Below are 17,925 nucleotides of genomic sequence, written 5' to 3' on the forward strand. Positions count from 1 at the left end.
ATAGAAACCTATATTGAATATTACAATACACTACGCATCAAACAAAAACTCAATGGGATGAGCCCCATTGAGTATCGCTTAAACTATGAAAAAGCGGCATAATAAGAGTACAACTTTTGGGGTTCATATCAAAGCGAGAAAGTCGAGACCCCGCAGGGAAGGAGCGTAGCGCCTGACTGAGGAGGCTCGGCCTCGCCCGCGGAAAGCGTCCACCTGTAACCGAAATCAGCGGTACATTTAATTCTTAAATTCACCTGTAACACTAGGCTTAGGACATATCGTTTTCTTTTCATTCTTTAAAATTCCACTTCATAGAATTAAATGAAGTGGATTTTCAGTAGCTTATAGTGGTGGATTGGCGTGGCATTTTCTGCATACTGGGTAGTAGGAGTCATTGCCGCCTATTTGGATTTGTTCGCCAGTGTAGACAGGTTTTCTTTGGTCATCAACTCGTAGATTCATGATTGCTTTTTTATGACAGAACCAGCAGATAGTTTTCATCTCTTCAATTTTGTCTGCGTAAATTAGCATATAACGACTTCCCTCAAAAAGTTCATTTTGGAAATCATTTTTTAATCCGAAGCCCATTACTGGAATATCTAAATCGTCTACTATTTTCGTTAGTTGCAGAACATGTTCCTTTGTTAAAAACTGAACTTCATCGATTAATACACAGTAAGGCTTTATAGATTCTGCCTGAACTAATTCAAATAGATTAGTTTCATCATAAATAGCTGTTGCCTTTCTTTTCAAGCCAATTCTACTAGAAACATGACCGACTTCGTCACGTGTATCTATTCCTGGTGTAAATATTAAAACAGGTTTGTCCTGTTCCTCATAATTATGAGCAACTTTTAATATCTCTATTGATTTTCCACTATTCATCGCTCCATGTTTGTAAAATAATTGCGCCATAATTTGTCTCCTTGTGTGCTATGTATTTTCTATCTTATTTATATCATACGTGAACTGTTAACGGAAACCATATTTGCCTTAAAATAAAAATACCTGCAAAGCAAAATGCTCTACAGGTACTTCAATATTAGTTTTCTTGGTCTTCTGAAATTTCTTCTTTAATGCCGTATTTTTTGTTGAAGCGATCCACACGGCCATCAGCTGCTGCGAATTTTTGACGCCCAGTGTAAAATGGGTGACATTCGTTACAGAACTCGACTTTAATGTCATTTTTTACAGAACCAGTTGTGAATGTGTTACCACATGAACATGATACTGTAGCTTCTTTGTAATCGGGATGAATTCCTGCTTTCATCTCTATCTCTCCTCTCGCCCTGAACCATCTGGAACAGAGTTGGTTATGATACTGATACCTTACACGATCCGATTGTTGTCAATCGCATATGTAGCAGAAAATTGTGATGTTACGTTAAATATAATACCATCTATATGCGTTTAATGCAAATGTTTAGTTTATATTTGTTTTTAGTAATTACTTTTTATAGTGAAACTTTACCACTTTTATGCGCTTTCATTTCTACAGCAAGTTGTTCGAAGAATCCTTCATTTGTTTTGGTTTGGCGAAGCTTTCTTAAGAAGCGTTCTCCAAAATCAGATGAATCCGAGAAGGTTTTACGTATCGCCCAAAGTTTGTCCAACTGCTCTTTCGGTATAAGTAATTCTTCTTTTCTAGTTCCTGAACGACGAATATCGATCGCTGGGAAGATACGACGCTCTGCAAGGCTTCTGTCTAAGTGAAGTTCTAAGTTACCAGTTCCTTTAAATTCCTCATAGATTACTTCATCCATTCTTGATCCCGTATCGACTAATGCCGTGGCAAGAATTGTTAAACTGCCACCTTCTTCGATATTACGAGCTGCTCCGAAAAATCGTTTTGGACGATGGAAAGCAGCAGGATCAATACCACCTGATAGTGTACGACCGCTTGGTGGAATAACTAAGTTGTAAGCACGAGCTAAACGAGTAATTGAATCCATCAAAATAATAACGTCGCGTTTATGTTCAACTAATCGCATTGCTCTTTCCAGTACAAGCTCAGCCACTTTTACATGATTTTCTGGAACTTCATCAAATGTAGAACTCACTACATCTGCTTTTACCGAACGCTCAATATCAGTTACTTCCTCTGGACGCTCATCTATTAATAAAACAATTAGTTCCGCATTTGGATGATTCGTAGTTATTGCGTTAGCAATTTCTTTAATAAGTAATGTTTTACCAGCTTTTGGTGGCGCTACTATTAATCCACGTTGACCATAACCAACTGGTGCTACCAAGTCCATGATACGAGTCGATAGTTTCTCAGGATCCGTTTCTAATTTGATATGACGATCAGGATATAAAGCGGTTAGTCCAGGAAAATGAACTCTTTCCTTTGCTACTTCAGGGTCTTCGCCGTTGACCAATTCAACATGTAACAGGCCATAATAACGTTCACTTTCTTTTGGTGGTCGCACTTTTCCTGTTACTTTGTCTCCGTTACGAAGGTCAAACCTTCTTATTTGAGAAGCTGAGATGTAAATATCCTCTGAACTAGGTGAATAGTTAATCGGGCGCAAGAAACCGAAGCCCTCTTGTTGAATAATTTCAAGTACGCCTTCCATGAAGAAAAATCCTTCTTGTTCCGCACGAGATTTTAAGATTGCAAAAATAAGTTCTTTTTTTGAAAGTTTACTATATGCGGCTACTTTAAATTTTCGCGCAAGTGTATATAGTTCTTTCAGAGTCATGTTTTCTAACTCATTAATTGTTGTTTGTGTCATATGGGTATGCACCACTCTTTATTGTTTTTTATTGTTTTACTATTTTGAGATATTGAGAAAGAAGTTTTATAAGAGGTTACCCGACGCCAGAGATTGGTCGCCGGGTAAAACATAAAGGAAAGTTCTTTTTTATAGACTAAGAAAGTATAAACTTACTAATCAAGATCTGTCTAGCTCCAGCACCTAGCCCCTCGAGGTCGCTTCAGACTTGCATAAAAGGCAAACTACGCCTTTATGGCAAGTCTTCCAGCGCTTTTCGGAGGCCCATAGGATGTGGGTCAGCCAGTCGTTGCGACACGATGTCGCGAACTTAGACTGACTTCCACCAAAAGGTGCTTTCAAATTTCTTTATAGAACTAGGTTTGGTTTTTTGTTAAGACTGTGACGACCTTCGACAAATCGAACTGTACCTGATTTTGCACGCATAACGATGGAATGCGTTGAACTGAAGGCACCTTTAAATTGCACTCCACGAAGTAGTTCTCCATCTGTCACTCCTGTAGCAGCGAAAATAGCGTCATCGCCTTTAACTAAGTCTTCCATACGTAAAATTTTGTTTACGTCTAATCCCATTTTGATGCAACGCTCAAGCTCTGCTTCATCTTGAGGAATAAGTTTCCCTTGGATTTCTCCACCTAAACATTTTAATCCAACAGCAGCGATAACTCCTTCTGGAGCACCACCCATACCGAATAAAATATCTACACCTGTATCATCAAACGCAGTATTAATAGCTCCTGCAACGTCACCATCTGTAATTAGTTTTATACGTGCACCAGCTGCTCTGATTTCATCAATAATTTTTTGATGACGAGGACGACCTAAAATAGTAGCCACAACATCTTCAATGTTTTTATTTTTTGCACGAGCAACTGCTTTTAAATTATCTAAAACTGATGCATTAATATCCACTAGACCTACAGATTCAGGTCCTACGGCAAGTTTATCCATGTACATATCTGGAGCATGAAGTAAGTTTCCACGATCGGCAACTGCAAGTACCGCAAGTGCATTCCAACCACCTGAAGCTACGATATTTGTACCTTCTAAAGGATCTACTGCGATGTCAACATGAGGACCGTCGCTTCCAAGACCAAGTTTTTCACCAATATATAACATTGGTGCTTCGTCCATCTCTCCTTCTCCGATTACAACTACGCCTTCCATAGGAATCGTGTCAAAAACTGTACGCATCGCAGTTGTTGCTGCATCATCCGCTTCATTTTTTAACCCTCGACCCATCCAACGTGCAGATGCGATTGCTGCTGCTTCTGTTACTCGAACCAATTCCATTGATAAACTACGTTCCATAATAATATAAGCCTCCAGTTTTGCAATATCAGAAATTCCAAATTGCTTTTCTTCCTGTCTCATTGTAGCATATTTGTCAAATTTGATATTAAGAAAATAGTAAATGCCTATGTCAGTCCTGATGAGAGCTGGGAGAACTGCAATGAAGGCGTTCTTTGCCTTTATTTGCAGTTCTTAAGCTACTCGAGAGGCTGGACAAATAACAATATAATTTTCAAATATCAAATAAACCACACTGCTAGTAGAGTATTAATCGTTATTTACTTCTATTTCTTTTATTTCTACTCGTCTAATATTCGCTCCAAGTCCTTGAAGCTTATCTACTAAGGAGCTATAACCACGTTCTATATGGAATATATCTTGAATTTCCGTTTCACCATCAGCAATTAAACCTGCAAGTACAAGCGCTGCTCCAGCACGAAGATCACTTGCACGAACAGTAGCTGCTTGTAATTTTACCGGTCCTGTAATAATTGCCGTTCTTCCATCCACACGTCCATTTGCATTCATCCTACGTAACTCATCGATTTGCTTAAATCGAGCGGAGTAAATAGTATCTGTAATAACAGATGTGCCAGTAGCTTGGGTCATCAATACAGAAAAAGGTTGTTGTAGGTCGGTTGGAAAACCTGGATATACCAAAGTTTTTACGTCTACAGGTAAGATTGTTTCCACTTTCGGAATGACAATCTTCTCCTCATATTCTTCCACCTTCACACCCATTTCACGAAGCTTTGCAGTTAATGCCTCTACGTGAAAGGGAATCACATTATCAATTGTCACACCATCTCCAGCGACTGCGGCCATAATCATAAATGTGCCAGCTTCAATACGATCTGGAATAATCGTGTGCTTTGTACCATGTAATTCATCAACACCGTCAATTCGGATGACATTTGTACCTGCACCCTTGATATTCGCACCCATATTAGATAATAATGTTGCAACGTCAATAATTTCCGGTTCTTTTGCTGCATTTTCAATGATTGTACGGCCTTTTGCTTTAACGGCTGCTAACATAATATTAATAGTGGCACCTACACTTACAACATCTAAATAGATTTTCGCGCCAACTAAGTTTTGTGCACGCAAATAAATCGCACCATGTTCATTGGATACTGATGCACCTAAAGCCTCAAACCCCTTAATATGCTGATCAATAGGTCGTGGCCCTAAGTGGCAACCACCAGGTAAACCAATTGCTGCTTTGTTGAATCGTCCAAGTAAGGCACCCATTAAGTAATAAGATGCACGTAGTTTTTTGATGTTGCCATTTGGTAGAGGCATATCGACAACATTTGTCGGATCAATCGTCATTGTTCCATTTTCAAATGTTACTTTAGCTCCTACTTCCTCTAAAATTTCTTTTAGTGTTAAAACGTCCGAAATCTCTGGTAATCCTTCAATAGTTACAGGGGAATTCGCCAATAAAGAAGCAGGAATAAGTGCAACTGCACTATTTTTTGCCCCACTTACTTTAATAGTTCCTTGAAGGCGTTGTCCCCCTTTTATTTTATAAACTTCCATACAGTTCTCCCTCGTCTTGTTACTCGCTTTTACGATTGTTCCAATCCGCTAGAAATCCTTCAATTCCTTTGTCAGTTAAAGGATGATTGAATAATTGTTTCAATACTTTAATAGGTGTTGTTGAAATATGTGCACCGTTTAAAGCTGCATCTGTAATATGTTGAGGATGTCTAATAGAAGCTGCAATAATTTCAGTGTCGATATTATGAATATCAAATATCTGAGCAATTTTCGCAATCAGTTCCATACCATCATGACCGATATCGTCTAGGCGACCTAAAAATGGCGATACATACGTTGCCCCAGCACGTGCTGCTAATAATGCTTGGTTTGCACTGAAAATAAGCGTAACATTCGTTTTAATGCCTTCTGAACGGAATACTGAACATGCTTTCAGACCTTCTGGAGTCATTGGTAACTTTACAGTAATGTTTGGTGCTATGGCAGCAAGTTCTCTACCTTCTTTAATCATTCCTTCTGCATCTAGTGCAATTACTTCTGCACTAACTGATCCGTCTACTAACGCAGTAATTTCACGAAGGCGATCGTGGAATGAGATATTTTCTTTTGCAACTAGAGATGGATTCGTTGTTACTCCTGATAGAATCCCCCAAGCGTGTGCTTCTTTTATTTCGTCAAAATTGGCAGTATCGATAAAAAATTTCATATGAATAATATCCTCCTCATGATGGAAAAACAGGAGAAGGTTCATTGAACACTTCTCCCTTGTAGCTATTTTTCTAATTATTATTAAGCTTTATTTGAGCTTCCAAACTCGCGCATTTTACCGATTACTGTTGCTTTAATCGCATCACGTGCAGGCGTCAAATATTTACGTGGATCATATTGCTCTGTGTCAGCAGCAAAGAAATCACGAATAGCTTTAGTAGCAGCAATTTGATTTTCTGTATTTACATTGATTTTTGCAGTTCCAAGTGAAATAGAACGTGTAATATCATGTGTTGGTATACCAGTTCCACCGTGTAAAACAAGTGGCAGGTCTGCAAGTTTCGAGATTTCTTCCATTTCTTTGAAGCCTAAGTTTGGTTCACCTTTGTATGGTCCATGAACAGAACCTAGTGCTGGAGCTAAACAATCGATTGCTGTACGTTTCACAAGTTCTGCACATTCAGCAGGGTCTGCATAGATAACTCCTTCAGCAATAATATCATCCTCTTGTCCACCAACTGTTCCCAGTTCAGCTTCTACAGATACGTTGCGAGCATGTGCATATTCTACAACTTTAATTGTAGTTTCTACATTTTCTTCAAACGGATGATGAGAAGCATCAATCATTACAGAAGTAAATCCTGCATCAATTGCTTCTTTACATTTTTCAAAGCTAGAACCGTGGTCTAAATGAATTGCCACTGGAACGGAAATTTTATAAGATTCCATTAGTCCTTTAACCATATATACGACTGCAATGAAACCACCCATATATTTTGCTGCACCCTCAGATACTCCTAAAATTACTGGAGATTTTTCTTCCTCAGCTGCTAACAGGATTGCTTGTGTGAACTCTAAATTATTAATGTTAAATTGCCCTACTGCATATCCTTCTTTTTTCCCTTTTTCCAGCATTTCTTTCATCGAAACTAAAGCCATTGAAATGGACCTCCTCTATTTGCTTTTACTCTCCATATTATCTTTGTTTCTTATTCTTTAAACGGAGATACCAATCGCCTGAAAAAATATATACTTACGCAATACTATTAACAGAACTATATAATAGTTTAATGGTATCTACCACTTTTCTTTTACATCATAACAAAAACAGGCGATGTTTTCCACTGCCTGCTGTTCCAACTTATTTCAGGAGATTATTCACAGAATCTCTTAGTTCAAATACATCGAATGGTTTAGTGAAATAGAGAGATGCACCTAACCTCTTTGATTCCTCTATGAAATTCAATTCACCATATGCTGTCATCATCATGACTGGGATATCACTCCATTGTTCTTTGATTAACTTCAAAATTTGAATTCCATCCATACCTGGGATTTTCATATCGAGTAAAACACCATCGATCTTGTATTCCTTCAAAATTTCTAATGCCTCATATCCATTTGCAGCTAAACTGACTTCGTACCCTTCTTGGGCAAACACTTCTTTCAATAATAATCGTATTCCTAACTGATCATCTACTATTAAGATATGTTTCATAACATGCAAACCCCTTCTTTATTTATCCCCTATCTGTATTATACGATATTAGTTGCGTCATTCCCTCTTTTTATTTAAAATTTTTCCATATTAACCTGATTTATTACCCATAACTATATATTTTAAAAAACGCCATATGCATTATAATAAAGAAGAGGTGAATATTAATGAAGATGTTAACTACACAACTTTCTGGTTTATTACAAAGAATTGCCGGCTCAGAGGAAGAAAATATGGAGGAAACTGCTCGTTTGCTTGCCCAGGCAGCTGCTAGAGAAGGAACAGTTTTTTTCGCCACTTTTGGAGAAATGAAAAGTATTTCCATTAATGCACAGTTTGCAGCCGAACCTTTTCCATCTATGCAAGTTTGGTCACCTGAAATAAAGCTGACAAGTGCAGACCGGGTTTGGATTCTTACTCGTTCCTGTGAAGACGAAGAAGCTTTGAAGTTAGCTAAAAAGTTGAATGACGAGTTTATACCTTTCAGTGCATTAGCAGCAGAACCAGTAAGTGAAGCTAATTTGCTAGCTGAACTTGCCTATACATATATATCCACTAAACTCTCGAAAGGACTTCTACCTACTGAAGATGGAGGCCGCACTGTGCTCCCACATGCACTAGCTGGATTATTTGTATATGAAGCAGTGAAAATGCAGGTAAATGAAATGCTAGTCGGTGAATAGTTTATATAAATACCTAAAGAGATTATTCTTTAGTTGTTTTGAATTATTTCCCATTTAATCTATTACAGCTGACGACTACCCAAGTTTTCCATCATGCAAGATCGTCATTTCTGTCAAGTCGGCTGTTATAGGAAGGCACACCCATGTAGGATATTTTTAAATAGTTATTCCACTAAGTAAAAAAGGATTCCTTATGCTAAATCGCATGAGGAATCCTTTTTTGTGGTAGGTGCTTTCACTTTTCTAGATGGTCCAGTTTCAGACACCAGCTACTCGATCGCTTCAGACTCTTAGTAAAGGCAAATGACGCCTTTTCTTTCAAGTCTTCCAGCGCTTTTCGCAGCTAAACGGCGTCTTCCACATTTCTTATTCACCAACAGCTGCTTTGATGAAGTCGCGGAACAATGGTTGTGGACGTTGTGGACGTGACACAAATTCTGGGTGGAACTGGGAAGCTACGAAGAATGGGTGATCTGGTAGCTCGATGATTTCGATTAGGCGACCATCTGGGCTTGTACCAGAGAAGACAAATCCTGCTGCTTCGAATTGCTCGCGGTACTCGTTGTTAAACTCGTAACGGTGACGGTGGCGTTCGTATACTAGTTCTTCTCCGTATGCTTGATGTGCTTTTGAACCTGGTGTTAACTTACATGGATATAATCCTAAACGAAGGGTTCCACCAAGGTCTTCTACGTCTTTTTGCTCTGGCAATAAATCAATAATAGAATGTTGTGTTGTTGGATCTAGCTCTGTAGAATGAGCACCTTCAAGTTCTAGAATAGAACGGGCAAATTCTACTGTTGCTAATTGCATACCTAAACAAATACCTAAGAATGGTACATTGTTTTCACGTGCAAATTTAGTAGCGGAAATTTTACCTTCTACACCACGGTCTCCAAATCCACCAGGGACAAGGATTCCATCTACATCAGCAAGAATTTCAGCAACATTGTCTTCATTTACTTCTTCTGCATTTACCCATTTCACTTCTACGTCAGCATCAAATTTGTAGCCAGCATGTTTCATCGCTTCCACTACTGAAATGTATGCATCTTGAAGTTCTACATATTTACCAACTAAACCAATACGAACTTTTTTCGACAATGATTTTACTTGGTCTACTAAGCCGATCCAATCTGTCATATCTGCTTCAGGAGTTTGTAGTTTGAAATGATCTACTACAATTTGGTCTAAATGTTGCGCTTGTAAATTCAACGGAATTTCATATAGAGAATCTGCATCGATACATTCGATTACTTCCTCTGGTCTGATGTCACAGAAAAGGCCAATTTTATCTTTCATATCTTGAGGAACTGGCATTTCTGAACGAAGTACTATTACATTTGGTTGAATACCTAGGCTACGTAATTCTTTTACACTATGCTGTGTTGGTTTTGTTTTCATTTCTCCAGCAGCTTTAATGAATGGCACTAAAGTACAGTGAATATACATTACGTTATCGCTACCCACATCACGTTTCATTTGACGAATTGTTTCTAGGAATGGAAGAGATTCGATATCTCCTACTGTTCCACCGATCTCTGTAATAACGATATCTGCATGTGTTTCTTTTGCAGCTAAAAACAAGCGATCTTTGATTTCATTAGTAATATGTGGAATTACTTGAACTGTCCCACCATTATAATCGCCACGACGTTCTTTTCTTAGGACAGATGAGTAGACCTTACCTGTTGTGATATTCGAGTATTTGTTCAAGTTAATGTCGATAAAACGCTCGTAGTGTCCTAAATCTAAATCTGTTTCTGCCCCATCATCTGTTACGAAAACCTCTCCGTGTTGATATGGACTCATTGTACCAGGATCTAAGTTGATGTAAGGATCGAATTTTTGGATCGTTACGTTTAGACCTCTATTTTTTAATAAACGACCTAGTGAAGCAGCCGTAATCCCTTTTCCAAGTGAGGATACAACCCCACCAGTAACAAATATAAATTTAGTCATTATGTGTTCCTCCTAATGTAATATCTAGCTCGCCACCACATATGATGGGAACATTTTCTTATTTCAGTATGCCTAAAACACTCAAAATAAATAAGAGTAAAGCAATAACAAAAAGCGCTCCGCCTGCTTCGTTGCAGGGGAGCGCATATGCACATGAGTAATGTCTCTTTAAAAAGAGCCCAATAAAATCTTATAGCGCATAAGAAAATAAGTCAAGAATTATTCTTCCTCTTCTTCGTCTTCTTCGTCCAAGTCCTCATCAATCTCAAATTCATCATCGTCTTCATCAATCAAGTCTTCTTCAATTACTTCATCGATCTCTGCTCCGACAAACTCGATCACTGGATCATCCTCATCGTCGTCGTCATCATCGTCATCTTCTACGAACTCATCAAATTCTTCTTCGAAGATAATTTCATCCTCATCTAAATCGTCTAATTCATTATCTTTTACTTTATCTTTCTTCTTACGAACTTTTACTGTAGGAGCTGATTCTTCTTCAATTTGTTCTACTGGATACCATTCTCTAAGGCCCCATTGGTTTTCAGCAATTGCTAAAAAGCGCCCGTCAATATTCATATCTGTATAGAATTGAGGTTTACGAGAAGCCATTTCCTCATCTGTTAATCCATTATAATGTTGAATCTCATCAAATAATTCCTTTAAAGTTAATGAGTTCTTTTTATCTTCTAAAATCGCAAATGCTAGATCGATTAACGATTCTTCTTGTAGTTGTGTTATTGTCATTTCACGAAATTTCAAATCGTGCACGTCCTTTCTATGTTTCGTTTGCATACTTTTCATTATATACACACAAGTATGTTATATGCTACATTCATTTATTCTTTTTGAAAAGAGAAATTTTACATCCTACAATTGTAAACAAGTAAAATGATATTAAAAGAAGTGGCACAGAGGCTAGTTGTTTGTTATATAGAAAAAAAGTTAGTAGTAAAAGAATCATTATGATCAAAATGTGAACAGGTTTTTTCATTCAAATTCTCCTTTACTACATACTAGGTATATTATACAAAAAAATAGTAAAAAAGTGTTCCGATAATCATCGGAACACTAAATTATTTTTTCAGGGTGCTATCCATTTACATATTACGTCGATATTGTCCCCCAACTTCATACAAGGCATGTGTAATTTGACCAAGACTTGCTTTTTGAACAGTGGTCATTAACTCTTCAAAAATATTGCCACCAGTAACTGCAACTTGCTTCAACCGAGCAAGTGCTTCCTCTGTCTCCGCTTCGTTCTTTTGTTGGAAATTTCGTAAATTTGTAATCTGCGTCTCTTTTTCTTCTGTCGTTGCACGTGCGATTTCCATATTATTAATATCCTCGTCAGAAGCAGGATTAGGATTTAAATAAGTATTCACCCCAATAATAGGTAGCTCGCCGGTATGCTTTTTCATCTCGTAGTGCATAGATTCTTCTTGAATTTTGCCACGTTGGTATTGTGTTTCCATTGCTCCAAGCACTCCACCTCGATCATTAATACGATCGAATTCGGACAGAACAGCTTCTTCTACTAAGTCTGTCATTTCTTCTACGATAAAAGCACCTTGCAGAGGATTTTCATTTTTCGAAAGCCCATGTTCCTTCGTAATAATCATTTGAATCGCCATTGCACGACGAACTGATTCTTCTGTAGGAGTTGTAATGGCCTCATCATAAGCATTTGTATGTAGCGAATTACAGTTATCCTGTAGTGCCATCAGAGCTTGTAATGTTGTACGAATGTCGTTAAAGTCGATTTCTTGAGCGTGCAAGCTTCGACCAGATGTTTGTACGTGGTATTTCAACTTTTGACTACGCTCATTTGCACCATATTTGTCACGCATAACAACTGCCCAAATACGACGAGCGACACGTCCAATAACCGTATACTCTGGGTCTAATCCGTTCGAGAAGAAGAACGATAAATTCGGAGCAAAGTCATCTATATTCATGCCACGACTTAAATAATATTCTACATAGGTAAAGCCATTTGACAGTGTGAATGCTAGTTGCGAAATCGGATTTGCTCCCGCTTCTGCAATATGATATCCCGAAATAGAGACAGAATAATAGTTACGAACCTTTTGGTCAATAAAATATTGCTGAATATCTCCCATCATTCGTAGTGCAAACTCCGTAGAGAAGATACATGTATTTTGACCCTGATCCTCTTTCAATATGTCTGCTTGAACAGTTCCTCGAACGACCTGTAACGTGGAAGTTTTAACTTCTGTAAACTCCTCAACAGTTAGGGTGCGACCTAGTTCTTCTTCCTTCAGGCGCACTTGTTGATCAATTGCGGTATTCATGAACATTGCAAGGATAATTGGAGCCGGTCCATTTATCGTCATCGAAACCGAGGTGGAAGGTGCACATAAGTCAAAGCCATCATATAACTTTTTCATATCCTCTAATGTACAAATACTAACACCAGACTCCCCAACTTTCCCATAAATATCCGGACGATGATCTGGGTTTTCTCCGTATAGTGTCACTGAGTCAAACGCAGTCGATAAACGTTTTGCATCATCATCTTTCGATAAATAGTGGAAGCGACGATTTGTTCGTTCCGGTGTTCCTTCTCCAGCAAATTGACGTTTCGGGTCTTCCCCTTCTCGTTTAAACGGAAAAACACCTGCTGTATACGGGAATGAACCCGGCACGTTTTCTTTATACACCCAACGTAAAATTTCCCCATAGTCTACGAATTTAGGTAATACTATTTTTGGTATTTTAATTCCTGATAAGCTTTCCGTACGAAGAATCGTGCGAATCTCTTTATCTCGAACCTTTGTGATAAACTCGTCTCCAGCATAAGCTTCTTTTAAAGCTGCCCAGTTTTCTAAAATGCGTTTAGATTCTGCCGTCAGTTCGTCACGAACACCTGCAGCTAATGATTCAAGAGACTGAACTAGGACATCATCTGACGCTTTTTCCTTCACTTGTTCGATTGCACCTTCTAGCTGGAACAGTCTTCTTGCAAAGCCAACCTGTTCTTCCGACTTATGATGGTATCCACGAACAGCATCTGTAATTTCACGTAAGTAGTAACGGCGTTCATTTGGTATAATGACGTTCTGTTTTTGCGTTTTCACAAATTGATCGTACGAGGTCTCCCAAGTAGAACCAGTCTTTTCGTTTATAGTAGCAACTAGTGCCGCAAATAATGAATTCGTTCCTTTATCATTGAACTGACTAGCAATAGTTCCATATACAGGCATCGTATCTAAATCATCATGCCAAAGTTCACGGCTGCGTTGATACTGCTTTTGCACTTGGCGAAGAGCGTCTTCAGAGCCTTTACGTTCAAATTTATTAATCACGATTAAATCTGCATAATCTATCATGTCAATTTTCTCTAATTGAGAGGGTGCTCCGAACTCGCTAGTCATTACATACATCGAGACATCCGATACATTTGTAATTTCCGCATCCCCTTGTCCGATTCCACTTGTCTCTACAATAATCATGTCATATCCAGCAACTCTTACAACATCTAGTACATCGGCAAGCGCTCCTGATAATTCTGTACGTGAACCCCGAGTAGCTAAGCTGCGCATAAATACACGTTTGTTGAATATTGCATTCATACGAATACGGTCACCTAGCAGTGCTCCACCTGTTTTTTGCTTCGTTGGGTCAATAGATATGACAGCAATTTTCTTATCCGGAAGCTCCTGTAGGAAACGACGAATTAATTCATCCGTTAAAGAACTTTTACCCGCTCCCCCCGTACCTGTAATACCTAGTACTGGAGTGCTTTTAGATAATTCTTTTGCTTGCTCTAGCATTTGAACTGCTTCCGCATTATGTGTTTGATGAGCTTCTTCCGCTACAGTGATTAGATGTGCAAGAACTTCTGGGTTTTCTGTCGTAACATTAGAAATTTCTTCACTTACACCTTTTGCTTCTATTGCTACATCACATTCCACAAGCATTTGATTGATCATTCCTTGAAGCCCTAATTTACGTCCATCCTCTGGTGAGAAAATGCCGGAAATGCCGTACGCTTGTAATTCTTTTATTTCTTTCGGAATAATTACTCCGCCGCCCCCGCCGTATATGCGAATATGTGGTGCTCCACGTTCGACGAGTAGGTCTTTCATATATTTAAAATACTCAACATGTCCTCCCTGATAGGAAGATATGGCGATTCCTTGTACATCCTCTTGAATGGCAGCATTTACTACCTCTTCTACCGAGCGATTATGTCCCAAATGGATAACCTCTGCTCCGCTTGCTTGTAGAATGCGGCGCATAATATTGATAGATGCATCATGTCCATCAAACAGACTGGATGCTGTAACGAATCGTACATGATTTTTTGGACGATATACTTCTACCGTAGACATGTTGATATTCCCCCTTGTTATGTTGAACGTGCTTTTTTATTTCATCCCATGTAGTAATAATTCCATTTGTAGTTCTGTAAATTGTTCGATTGTATATTCCTTGCGCAATGCCCATCTGCGAAATGCCCACATTTGCCCTTGAACGACTAATGTATGTGCATACAGTTGTGCTTGTGCGTCGGTTAATCCAAGTTCCCCTGCCTGAATACAGCCCGTTATTATCTTGTGAAAAATTTTGACCATTTCTAATTCCTTTGTTAGTACATACTCCAAGGCCCCTTTTGGGAGTGATTTGGATTCTTGATACATAACTACGAATTCATCTGACATATCGTCAATCACACCATAGTAGTGACGGATCGCAGTTTTTAAATCGCCGATGGTACCATTCTCTGCGTTAATTTGTGAAAGGCGATTATGCACTTCGTTGTAAATGCTGTCACAAACCAGATACAATACGTCCTCCTTCGTACGAATATATTCATACAAAGTCCCAATACTGAAGCCAGCTTCTTTCGCTATTTCTCTCGTAGTTGCACGGTGAAATCCTTTTTCTTTGAATAAAGTAACAGCTGCACGAATCATTTGCTCTCTTCTTTTTTCAATAAGATTCTCATCTTTCACCGATGTCTTTACTTCATGTTTCTTTTCCATAGACATCGATTACTTTGTTAACATACGAGAAATAACTAATCGTTGAATTTCTTGCGTACCTTCATAAATTTGTGTAATTTTCGCATCACGCATATAACGTTCTACTGGATAATCTTTTGTATAACCATATCCACCAAATACTTGAACAGCTTCTGTTGTTACTTTCATCGCTGTATCACCAGCCATTAGTTTCGCCATCGCCGATTCTTTACCGTATGAAAGTCCATTTGACTCTAACCAAGCAGCTTGATATGTAAGCAAACGAGATGCTTCGATAGAAGTTGCCATATCTGCAAGTTTGAAGGATACCCCTTGGTTTGCAACGATTGGCTTACCAAATTGCACACGTTCTTTTGCATAAGTTACTGATGCATCTAATGCCCCTTGTGCAATACCAACAGCTTGAGCCGCAATTCCGTTACGTCCTCCATCTAATGTTTTCATAGCGATAATAAATCCTTGCCCCTCTTCCCCAAGAAGATTCTCTTTCGGAATACGGCAATTATCAAAAATAATTTCTGTTGTTGGAGAAGAACGGATCCCTAATTTCCTCTCTTTTTTCCCAACAGAGAATCCTGGAAAATCTGCTTCAACGATAAATGCACTTGTACCTTTATGCTTCGACTCTGGATCTGTTACTGCAAAGACAACATATATATCTGCAATTCCACCGTTTGTAATAAAGATTTTTGAGCCGTTTAGGACATAATCGTCGCCATCTAATTTTGCCGTAGTTTTCATACCACCCGCATCTGAACCTGAACCAGCTTCTGTTAAACCATATCCACCGATTTTTGTACCTTCTGCCATTGGGCGTAGATATTTTTGTTTTTGCTCTTCACTGCCATATTTGAAAATAGGCCAACCCGCAAGTGAAGTATGGGCCGATAAAGTTACACCTGTTGACGCACAAACACGTGATAGCTCTTCAACTGCGATACAGTATGCAAGATAATCTGAACCAATTCCACCGTATTCTTCCGGCCATGGAATTCCTGTTAAGCCAAGTTCAGCCATTTTATCGAAAATGCCACGATCAAAGCGTTCCTCTTCATCACGTTCAGCAGCAGTTGGTGCCACTTCTTTTTCTGCAAAGTCTCTTACCATTTTACGAATCATTTCATGTTCTTCTGATAGTTGGAAATTCATTGTTAATCCCGCCTTTTTAAGTTTAGTTTGTTGGAGCAGCGAGAGAGGGCCTCTCGTATAGCTTGTGGCCTCTCTCGTATGACCGAAATTCTTACTCGTATAGAACCAAATCTCTCTCGTTCAGCTGACAGTCTCTCATTTAGCTTTGGAATTCTCTCGTATAGCTCCCAATCTCTCTCGTATGACTGAAGTTCGCTTTCGTATAGAGCGGAATTGCTCTTAACTAACAGTTTTAATTCGTTAGATGCTTAGCAATTACGATACGTTGAATTTCACTTGTACCTTCGTATATTTCCGTGATTTTCGCATCACGGAAGTAGCGTTCTACTGGGTAATCCTCTGTATAACCATATCCGCCGAATACTTGCACCGCTTCAATCGCCACGTCTACTGCAGTTTTTGAGGCAAATAGTTTAGCCATTGATGCTTCTTTACCACAAGGAAGTCCTTGTTCACGAAGACTTGCTGCACGATAGACTAGTAATCTAGCAGCTTCTACAGCAGTTCCCATGTCAGCTAGTTTAAATCCGACTCCTTGGTTTACTGCAATTGGTTTACCGAATTGTACACGTTCTTTTGAGTACTCAACAGCGGCTTCGAAAGCGGCTTCTGCAATCCCAAGTGCCTGCGTTGCAATACCGATACGCCCAGTGTTTAGATTGGCCATTGCGATTTTAAAGCCTTCTCCTTCTTCACCAAGTCTGTTTTCTACAGGTATTTTCATATCTTCGAATGTTAGTTGAACAGTTCTAGAACCATGGAGACCCATTTTATGTTCATCTTTCCCTACGATAAATCCTGGTGTATCCTTTTCGACAATAAACGCCGTAATACCTCTTGAACCTTGAGAAGGATCTGTTGACGCAAAAACAATATTCACGTCTGCTTCTCCACCATTTGTAATAAAAACTTTTGAGCCATTCAATACATAGTGATCATCTTTTTTTACAGCTTTTGTTTTCAAAGCTCCAGCATCCGATCCTGCAGATGGCTCCGTTAAGCAAAAGGCACCTAAATATTCACCTGTTGCAAGCTTTGGAATATATTTGTTTTTTTGTTGCTCGTTACCGAAATATAATATCGGATTCGTGCCAACTGAAGTATGAACGGATAGAATTACCCCTACTACAGCACTCACTTTTGATAACTCATTAATGGCAATTACATAGCTTGTAAAATCCATCTCTGAGCCACCATATTGTTCTGGAACAGTGATGCCCATTAAGCCGAGTTCTCCCATTTTCTTCAAAATTTCACGTGGGAACTCCCCTTGCTCCATCTTATCTATAAAAGGTTCGATTTCTGTTTTAGCAAAATCTCTCACCATATTGCGCATCATCAGTTGTTCTTCTGTGAATTTCAATTCCATTCTAGTT

The 17,925-nt window shown here is 38.8% G+C and carries 16 protein-coding genes; 2 read left to right on the forward strand and 14 right to left on the reverse strand.

What is annotated here, in order from left to right; translation table 11 throughout:
• A partial coding sequence (locus BM260_RS05105) for an IS3 family transposase (RefSeq protein WP_139219897.1) occupies positions 1–102 on the forward strand: 102 nt, incomplete at its 5' end.
• A gap of 240 nt (positions 103–342) precedes the next feature.
• Here BM260_RS05105 and BM260_RS05110 read toward each other — a convergent pair.
• From BM260_RS05110 to BM260_RS05145, 8 genes are all read right to left on the reverse strand, one after another.
• Positions 343–915 carry a thymidine kinase gene (locus BM260_RS05110; protein WP_093535763.1) on the reverse strand — a complete coding sequence of 191 codons (573 nt, stop codon included), beginning with the start codon at positions 913–915 and terminating at the stop codon, positions 343–345.
• A gap of 127 nt (positions 916–1,042) precedes the next feature.
• Positions 1,043–1,270, reverse strand: a complete 228-nt coding sequence (rpmE, locus tag BM260_RS05115) for a 50S ribosomal protein L31 (RefSeq protein WP_093535765.1) — start codon at positions 1,268–1,270, stop codon at positions 1,043–1,045.
• A 184-nt stretch (positions 1,271–1,454) separates the two neighbouring features.
• Positions 1,455–2,738 carry a transcription termination factor Rho gene (rho, locus tag BM260_RS05120; protein ID WP_093535767.1) on the reverse strand — a complete coding sequence of 428 codons (1,284 nt, stop codon included), beginning with the start codon at positions 2,736–2,738 and terminating at the stop codon, positions 1,455–1,457.
• Positions 2,739–3,086: 348 nt separating this feature from the next.
• Entirely contained in the window at positions 3,087–4,049 is a 963-nt protein-coding gene (glpX, locus tag BM260_RS05125) for a class II fructose-bisphosphatase (RefSeq protein ID WP_093535769.1), read from the reverse strand.
• A 249-nt stretch (positions 4,050–4,298) separates the two neighbouring features.
• Positions 4,299–5,576 (reverse strand): UDP-N-acetylglucosamine 1-carboxyvinyltransferase, encoded by a 1,278-nt coding sequence (locus BM260_RS05130; RefSeq protein ID WP_093535771.1) that lies wholly within the window; start codon positions 5,574–5,576, stop codon positions 4,299–4,301.
• Between the two features lie 19 nt (positions 5,577–5,595).
• The gene (gene fsa / locus BM260_RS05135) at positions 5,596–6,243 is read right to left on the reverse strand and encodes a fructose-6-phosphate aldolase (RefSeq protein ID WP_090565661.1); all 648 of its coding nucleotides are present in this window, start codon (positions 6,241–6,243) and stop codon (positions 5,596–5,598) included.
• Positions 6,244–6,326: 83 nt separating this feature from the next.
• Positions 6,327–7,184 (reverse strand): class II fructose-bisphosphate aldolase, encoded by an 858-nt coding sequence (locus BM260_RS05140; RefSeq protein ID WP_093535773.1) that lies wholly within the window; start codon positions 7,182–7,184, stop codon positions 6,327–6,329.
• Positions 7,185–7,386: 202 nt separating this feature from the next.
• Entirely contained in the window at positions 7,387–7,743 is a 357-nt protein-coding gene (locus BM260_RS05145; RefSeq protein ID WP_093535775.1) for a response regulator, read from the reverse strand.
• Positions 7,744–7,910: 167 nt separating this feature from the next.
• Here BM260_RS05145 and BM260_RS05150 point away from each other — a divergent pair, with 167 nt between their 5' ends.
• Positions 7,911–8,426, forward strand: coding sequence for a DUF2529 family protein (locus tag BM260_RS05150; RefSeq protein WP_093535777.1), 516 nt, complete (start codon positions 7,911–7,913; stop codon positions 8,424–8,426).
• A 366-nt stretch (positions 8,427–8,792) separates the two neighbouring features.
• Here BM260_RS05150 and BM260_RS05155 read toward each other — a convergent pair whose 3' ends face one another.
• From BM260_RS05155 to BM260_RS05180, 6 genes are all read right to left on the reverse strand, one after another.
• On the reverse strand, positions 8,793–10,388 hold the full coding sequence (locus BM260_RS05155; protein ID WP_093535779.1) for a CTP synthase: 1,596 nt from the start codon (positions 10,386–10,388) through the stop codon (positions 8,793–8,795).
• A gap of 219 nt (positions 10,389–10,607) precedes the next feature.
• Positions 10,608–11,150 carry a DNA-directed RNA polymerase subunit delta gene (gene rpoE / locus BM260_RS05160; RefSeq protein WP_175496206.1) on the reverse strand — a complete coding sequence of 181 codons (543 nt, stop codon included), beginning with the start codon at positions 11,148–11,150 and terminating at the stop codon, positions 10,608–10,610.
• Between the two features lie 338 nt (positions 11,151–11,488).
• Positions 11,489–14,746, reverse strand: coding sequence for a fused isobutyryl-CoA mutase/GTPase IcmF (gene icmF, locus BM260_RS05165; protein ID WP_093535781.1), 3,258 nt, complete (start codon positions 14,744–14,746; stop codon positions 11,489–11,491).
• A gap of 36 nt (positions 14,747–14,782) precedes the next feature.
• Entirely contained in the window at positions 14,783–15,400 is a 618-nt protein-coding gene (locus BM260_RS05170) for a TetR/AcrR family transcriptional regulator (RefSeq protein ID WP_093535783.1), read from the reverse strand.
• A 9-nt stretch (positions 15,401–15,409) separates the two neighbouring features.
• Complete coding sequence (locus tag BM260_RS05175; RefSeq protein WP_093535785.1) at positions 15,410–16,549, reverse strand: acyl-CoA dehydrogenase; 1,140 nt, start codon at positions 16,547–16,549, stop codon at positions 15,410–15,412.
• Between the two features lie 232 nt (positions 16,550–16,781).
• Positions 16,782–17,918 carry an acyl-CoA dehydrogenase gene (locus tag BM260_RS05180; RefSeq protein ID WP_093535787.1) on the reverse strand — a complete coding sequence of 379 codons (1,137 nt, stop codon included), beginning with the start codon at positions 17,916–17,918 and terminating at the stop codon, positions 16,782–16,784.
• Positions 17,919–17,925: the final 7 nt, after the last annotated feature.

This window comes from Psychrobacillus psychrotolerans, from assembly GCF_900115805.1.
GTDB classification, from domain to species: Bacteria; Bacillota; Bacilli; order Bacillales_A; family Planococcaceae; genus Psychrobacillus; species Psychrobacillus psychrotolerans.

What these genes read in the sequence shown, in the direction of transcription:
- icmF (WP_093535781.1), bottom strand. Translation starts at nt 14,746, where the DNA reads ATGTCTACGGTAGAAGTATATCGTCCAAAAAATCATGTACGATTCGTT.
- BM260_RS05145 (WP_093535775.1), bottom strand. Translation starts at nt 7,743, where the DNA reads ATGAAACATATCTTAATAGTAGATGATCAGTTAGGAATACGATTATTA.
- rpmE (WP_093535765.1), bottom strand. Translation starts at nt 1,270, where the DNA reads ATGAAAGCAGGAATTCATCCCGATTACAAAGAAGCTACAGTATCATGT.
- BM260_RS05130 (WP_093535771.1), bottom strand. Translation starts at nt 5,576, where the DNA reads ATGGAAGTTTATAAAATAAAAGGGGGACAACGCCTTCAAGGAACTATT.
- BM260_RS05175 (WP_093535785.1), bottom strand. Translation starts at nt 16,549, where the DNA reads ATGAATTTCCAACTATCAGAAGAACATGAAATGATTCGTAAAATGGTA.
- rho (WP_093535767.1), bottom strand. Translation starts at nt 2,738, where the DNA reads ATGACACAAACAACAATTAATGAGTTAGAAAACATGACTCTGAAAGAA.
- BM260_RS05140 (WP_093535773.1), bottom strand. Translation starts at nt 7,184, where the DNA reads ATGGCTTTAGTTTCGATGAAAGAAATGCTGGAAAAAGGGAAAAAAGAA.
- fsa (WP_090565661.1), bottom strand. Translation starts at nt 6,243, where the DNA reads ATGAAATTTTTTATCGATACTGCCAATTTTGACGAAATAAAAGAAGCA.
- BM260_RS05170 (WP_093535783.1), bottom strand. Translation starts at nt 15,400, where the DNA reads ATGGAAAAGAAACATGAAGTAAAGACATCGGTGAAAGATGAGAATCTT.
- BM260_RS05155 (WP_093535779.1), bottom strand. Translation starts at nt 10,388, where the DNA reads ATGACTAAATTTATATTTGTTACTGGTGGGGTTGTATCCTCACTTGGA.
- BM260_RS05180 (WP_093535787.1), bottom strand. Translation starts at nt 17,918, where the DNA reads ATGGAATTGAAATTCACAGAAGAACAACTGATGATGCGCAATATGGTG.
- glpX (WP_093535769.1), bottom strand. Translation starts at nt 4,049, where the DNA reads ATGGAACGTAGTTTATCAATGGAATTGGTTCGAGTAACAGAAGCAGCA.
- BM260_RS05110 (WP_093535763.1), bottom strand. Translation starts at nt 915, where the DNA reads ATGGCGCAATTATTTTACAAACATGGAGCGATGAATAGTGGAAAATCA.
- BM260_RS05150 (WP_093535777.1), top strand. Translation starts at nt 7,911, where the DNA reads ATGAAGATGTTAACTACACAACTTTCTGGTTTATTACAAAGAATTGCC.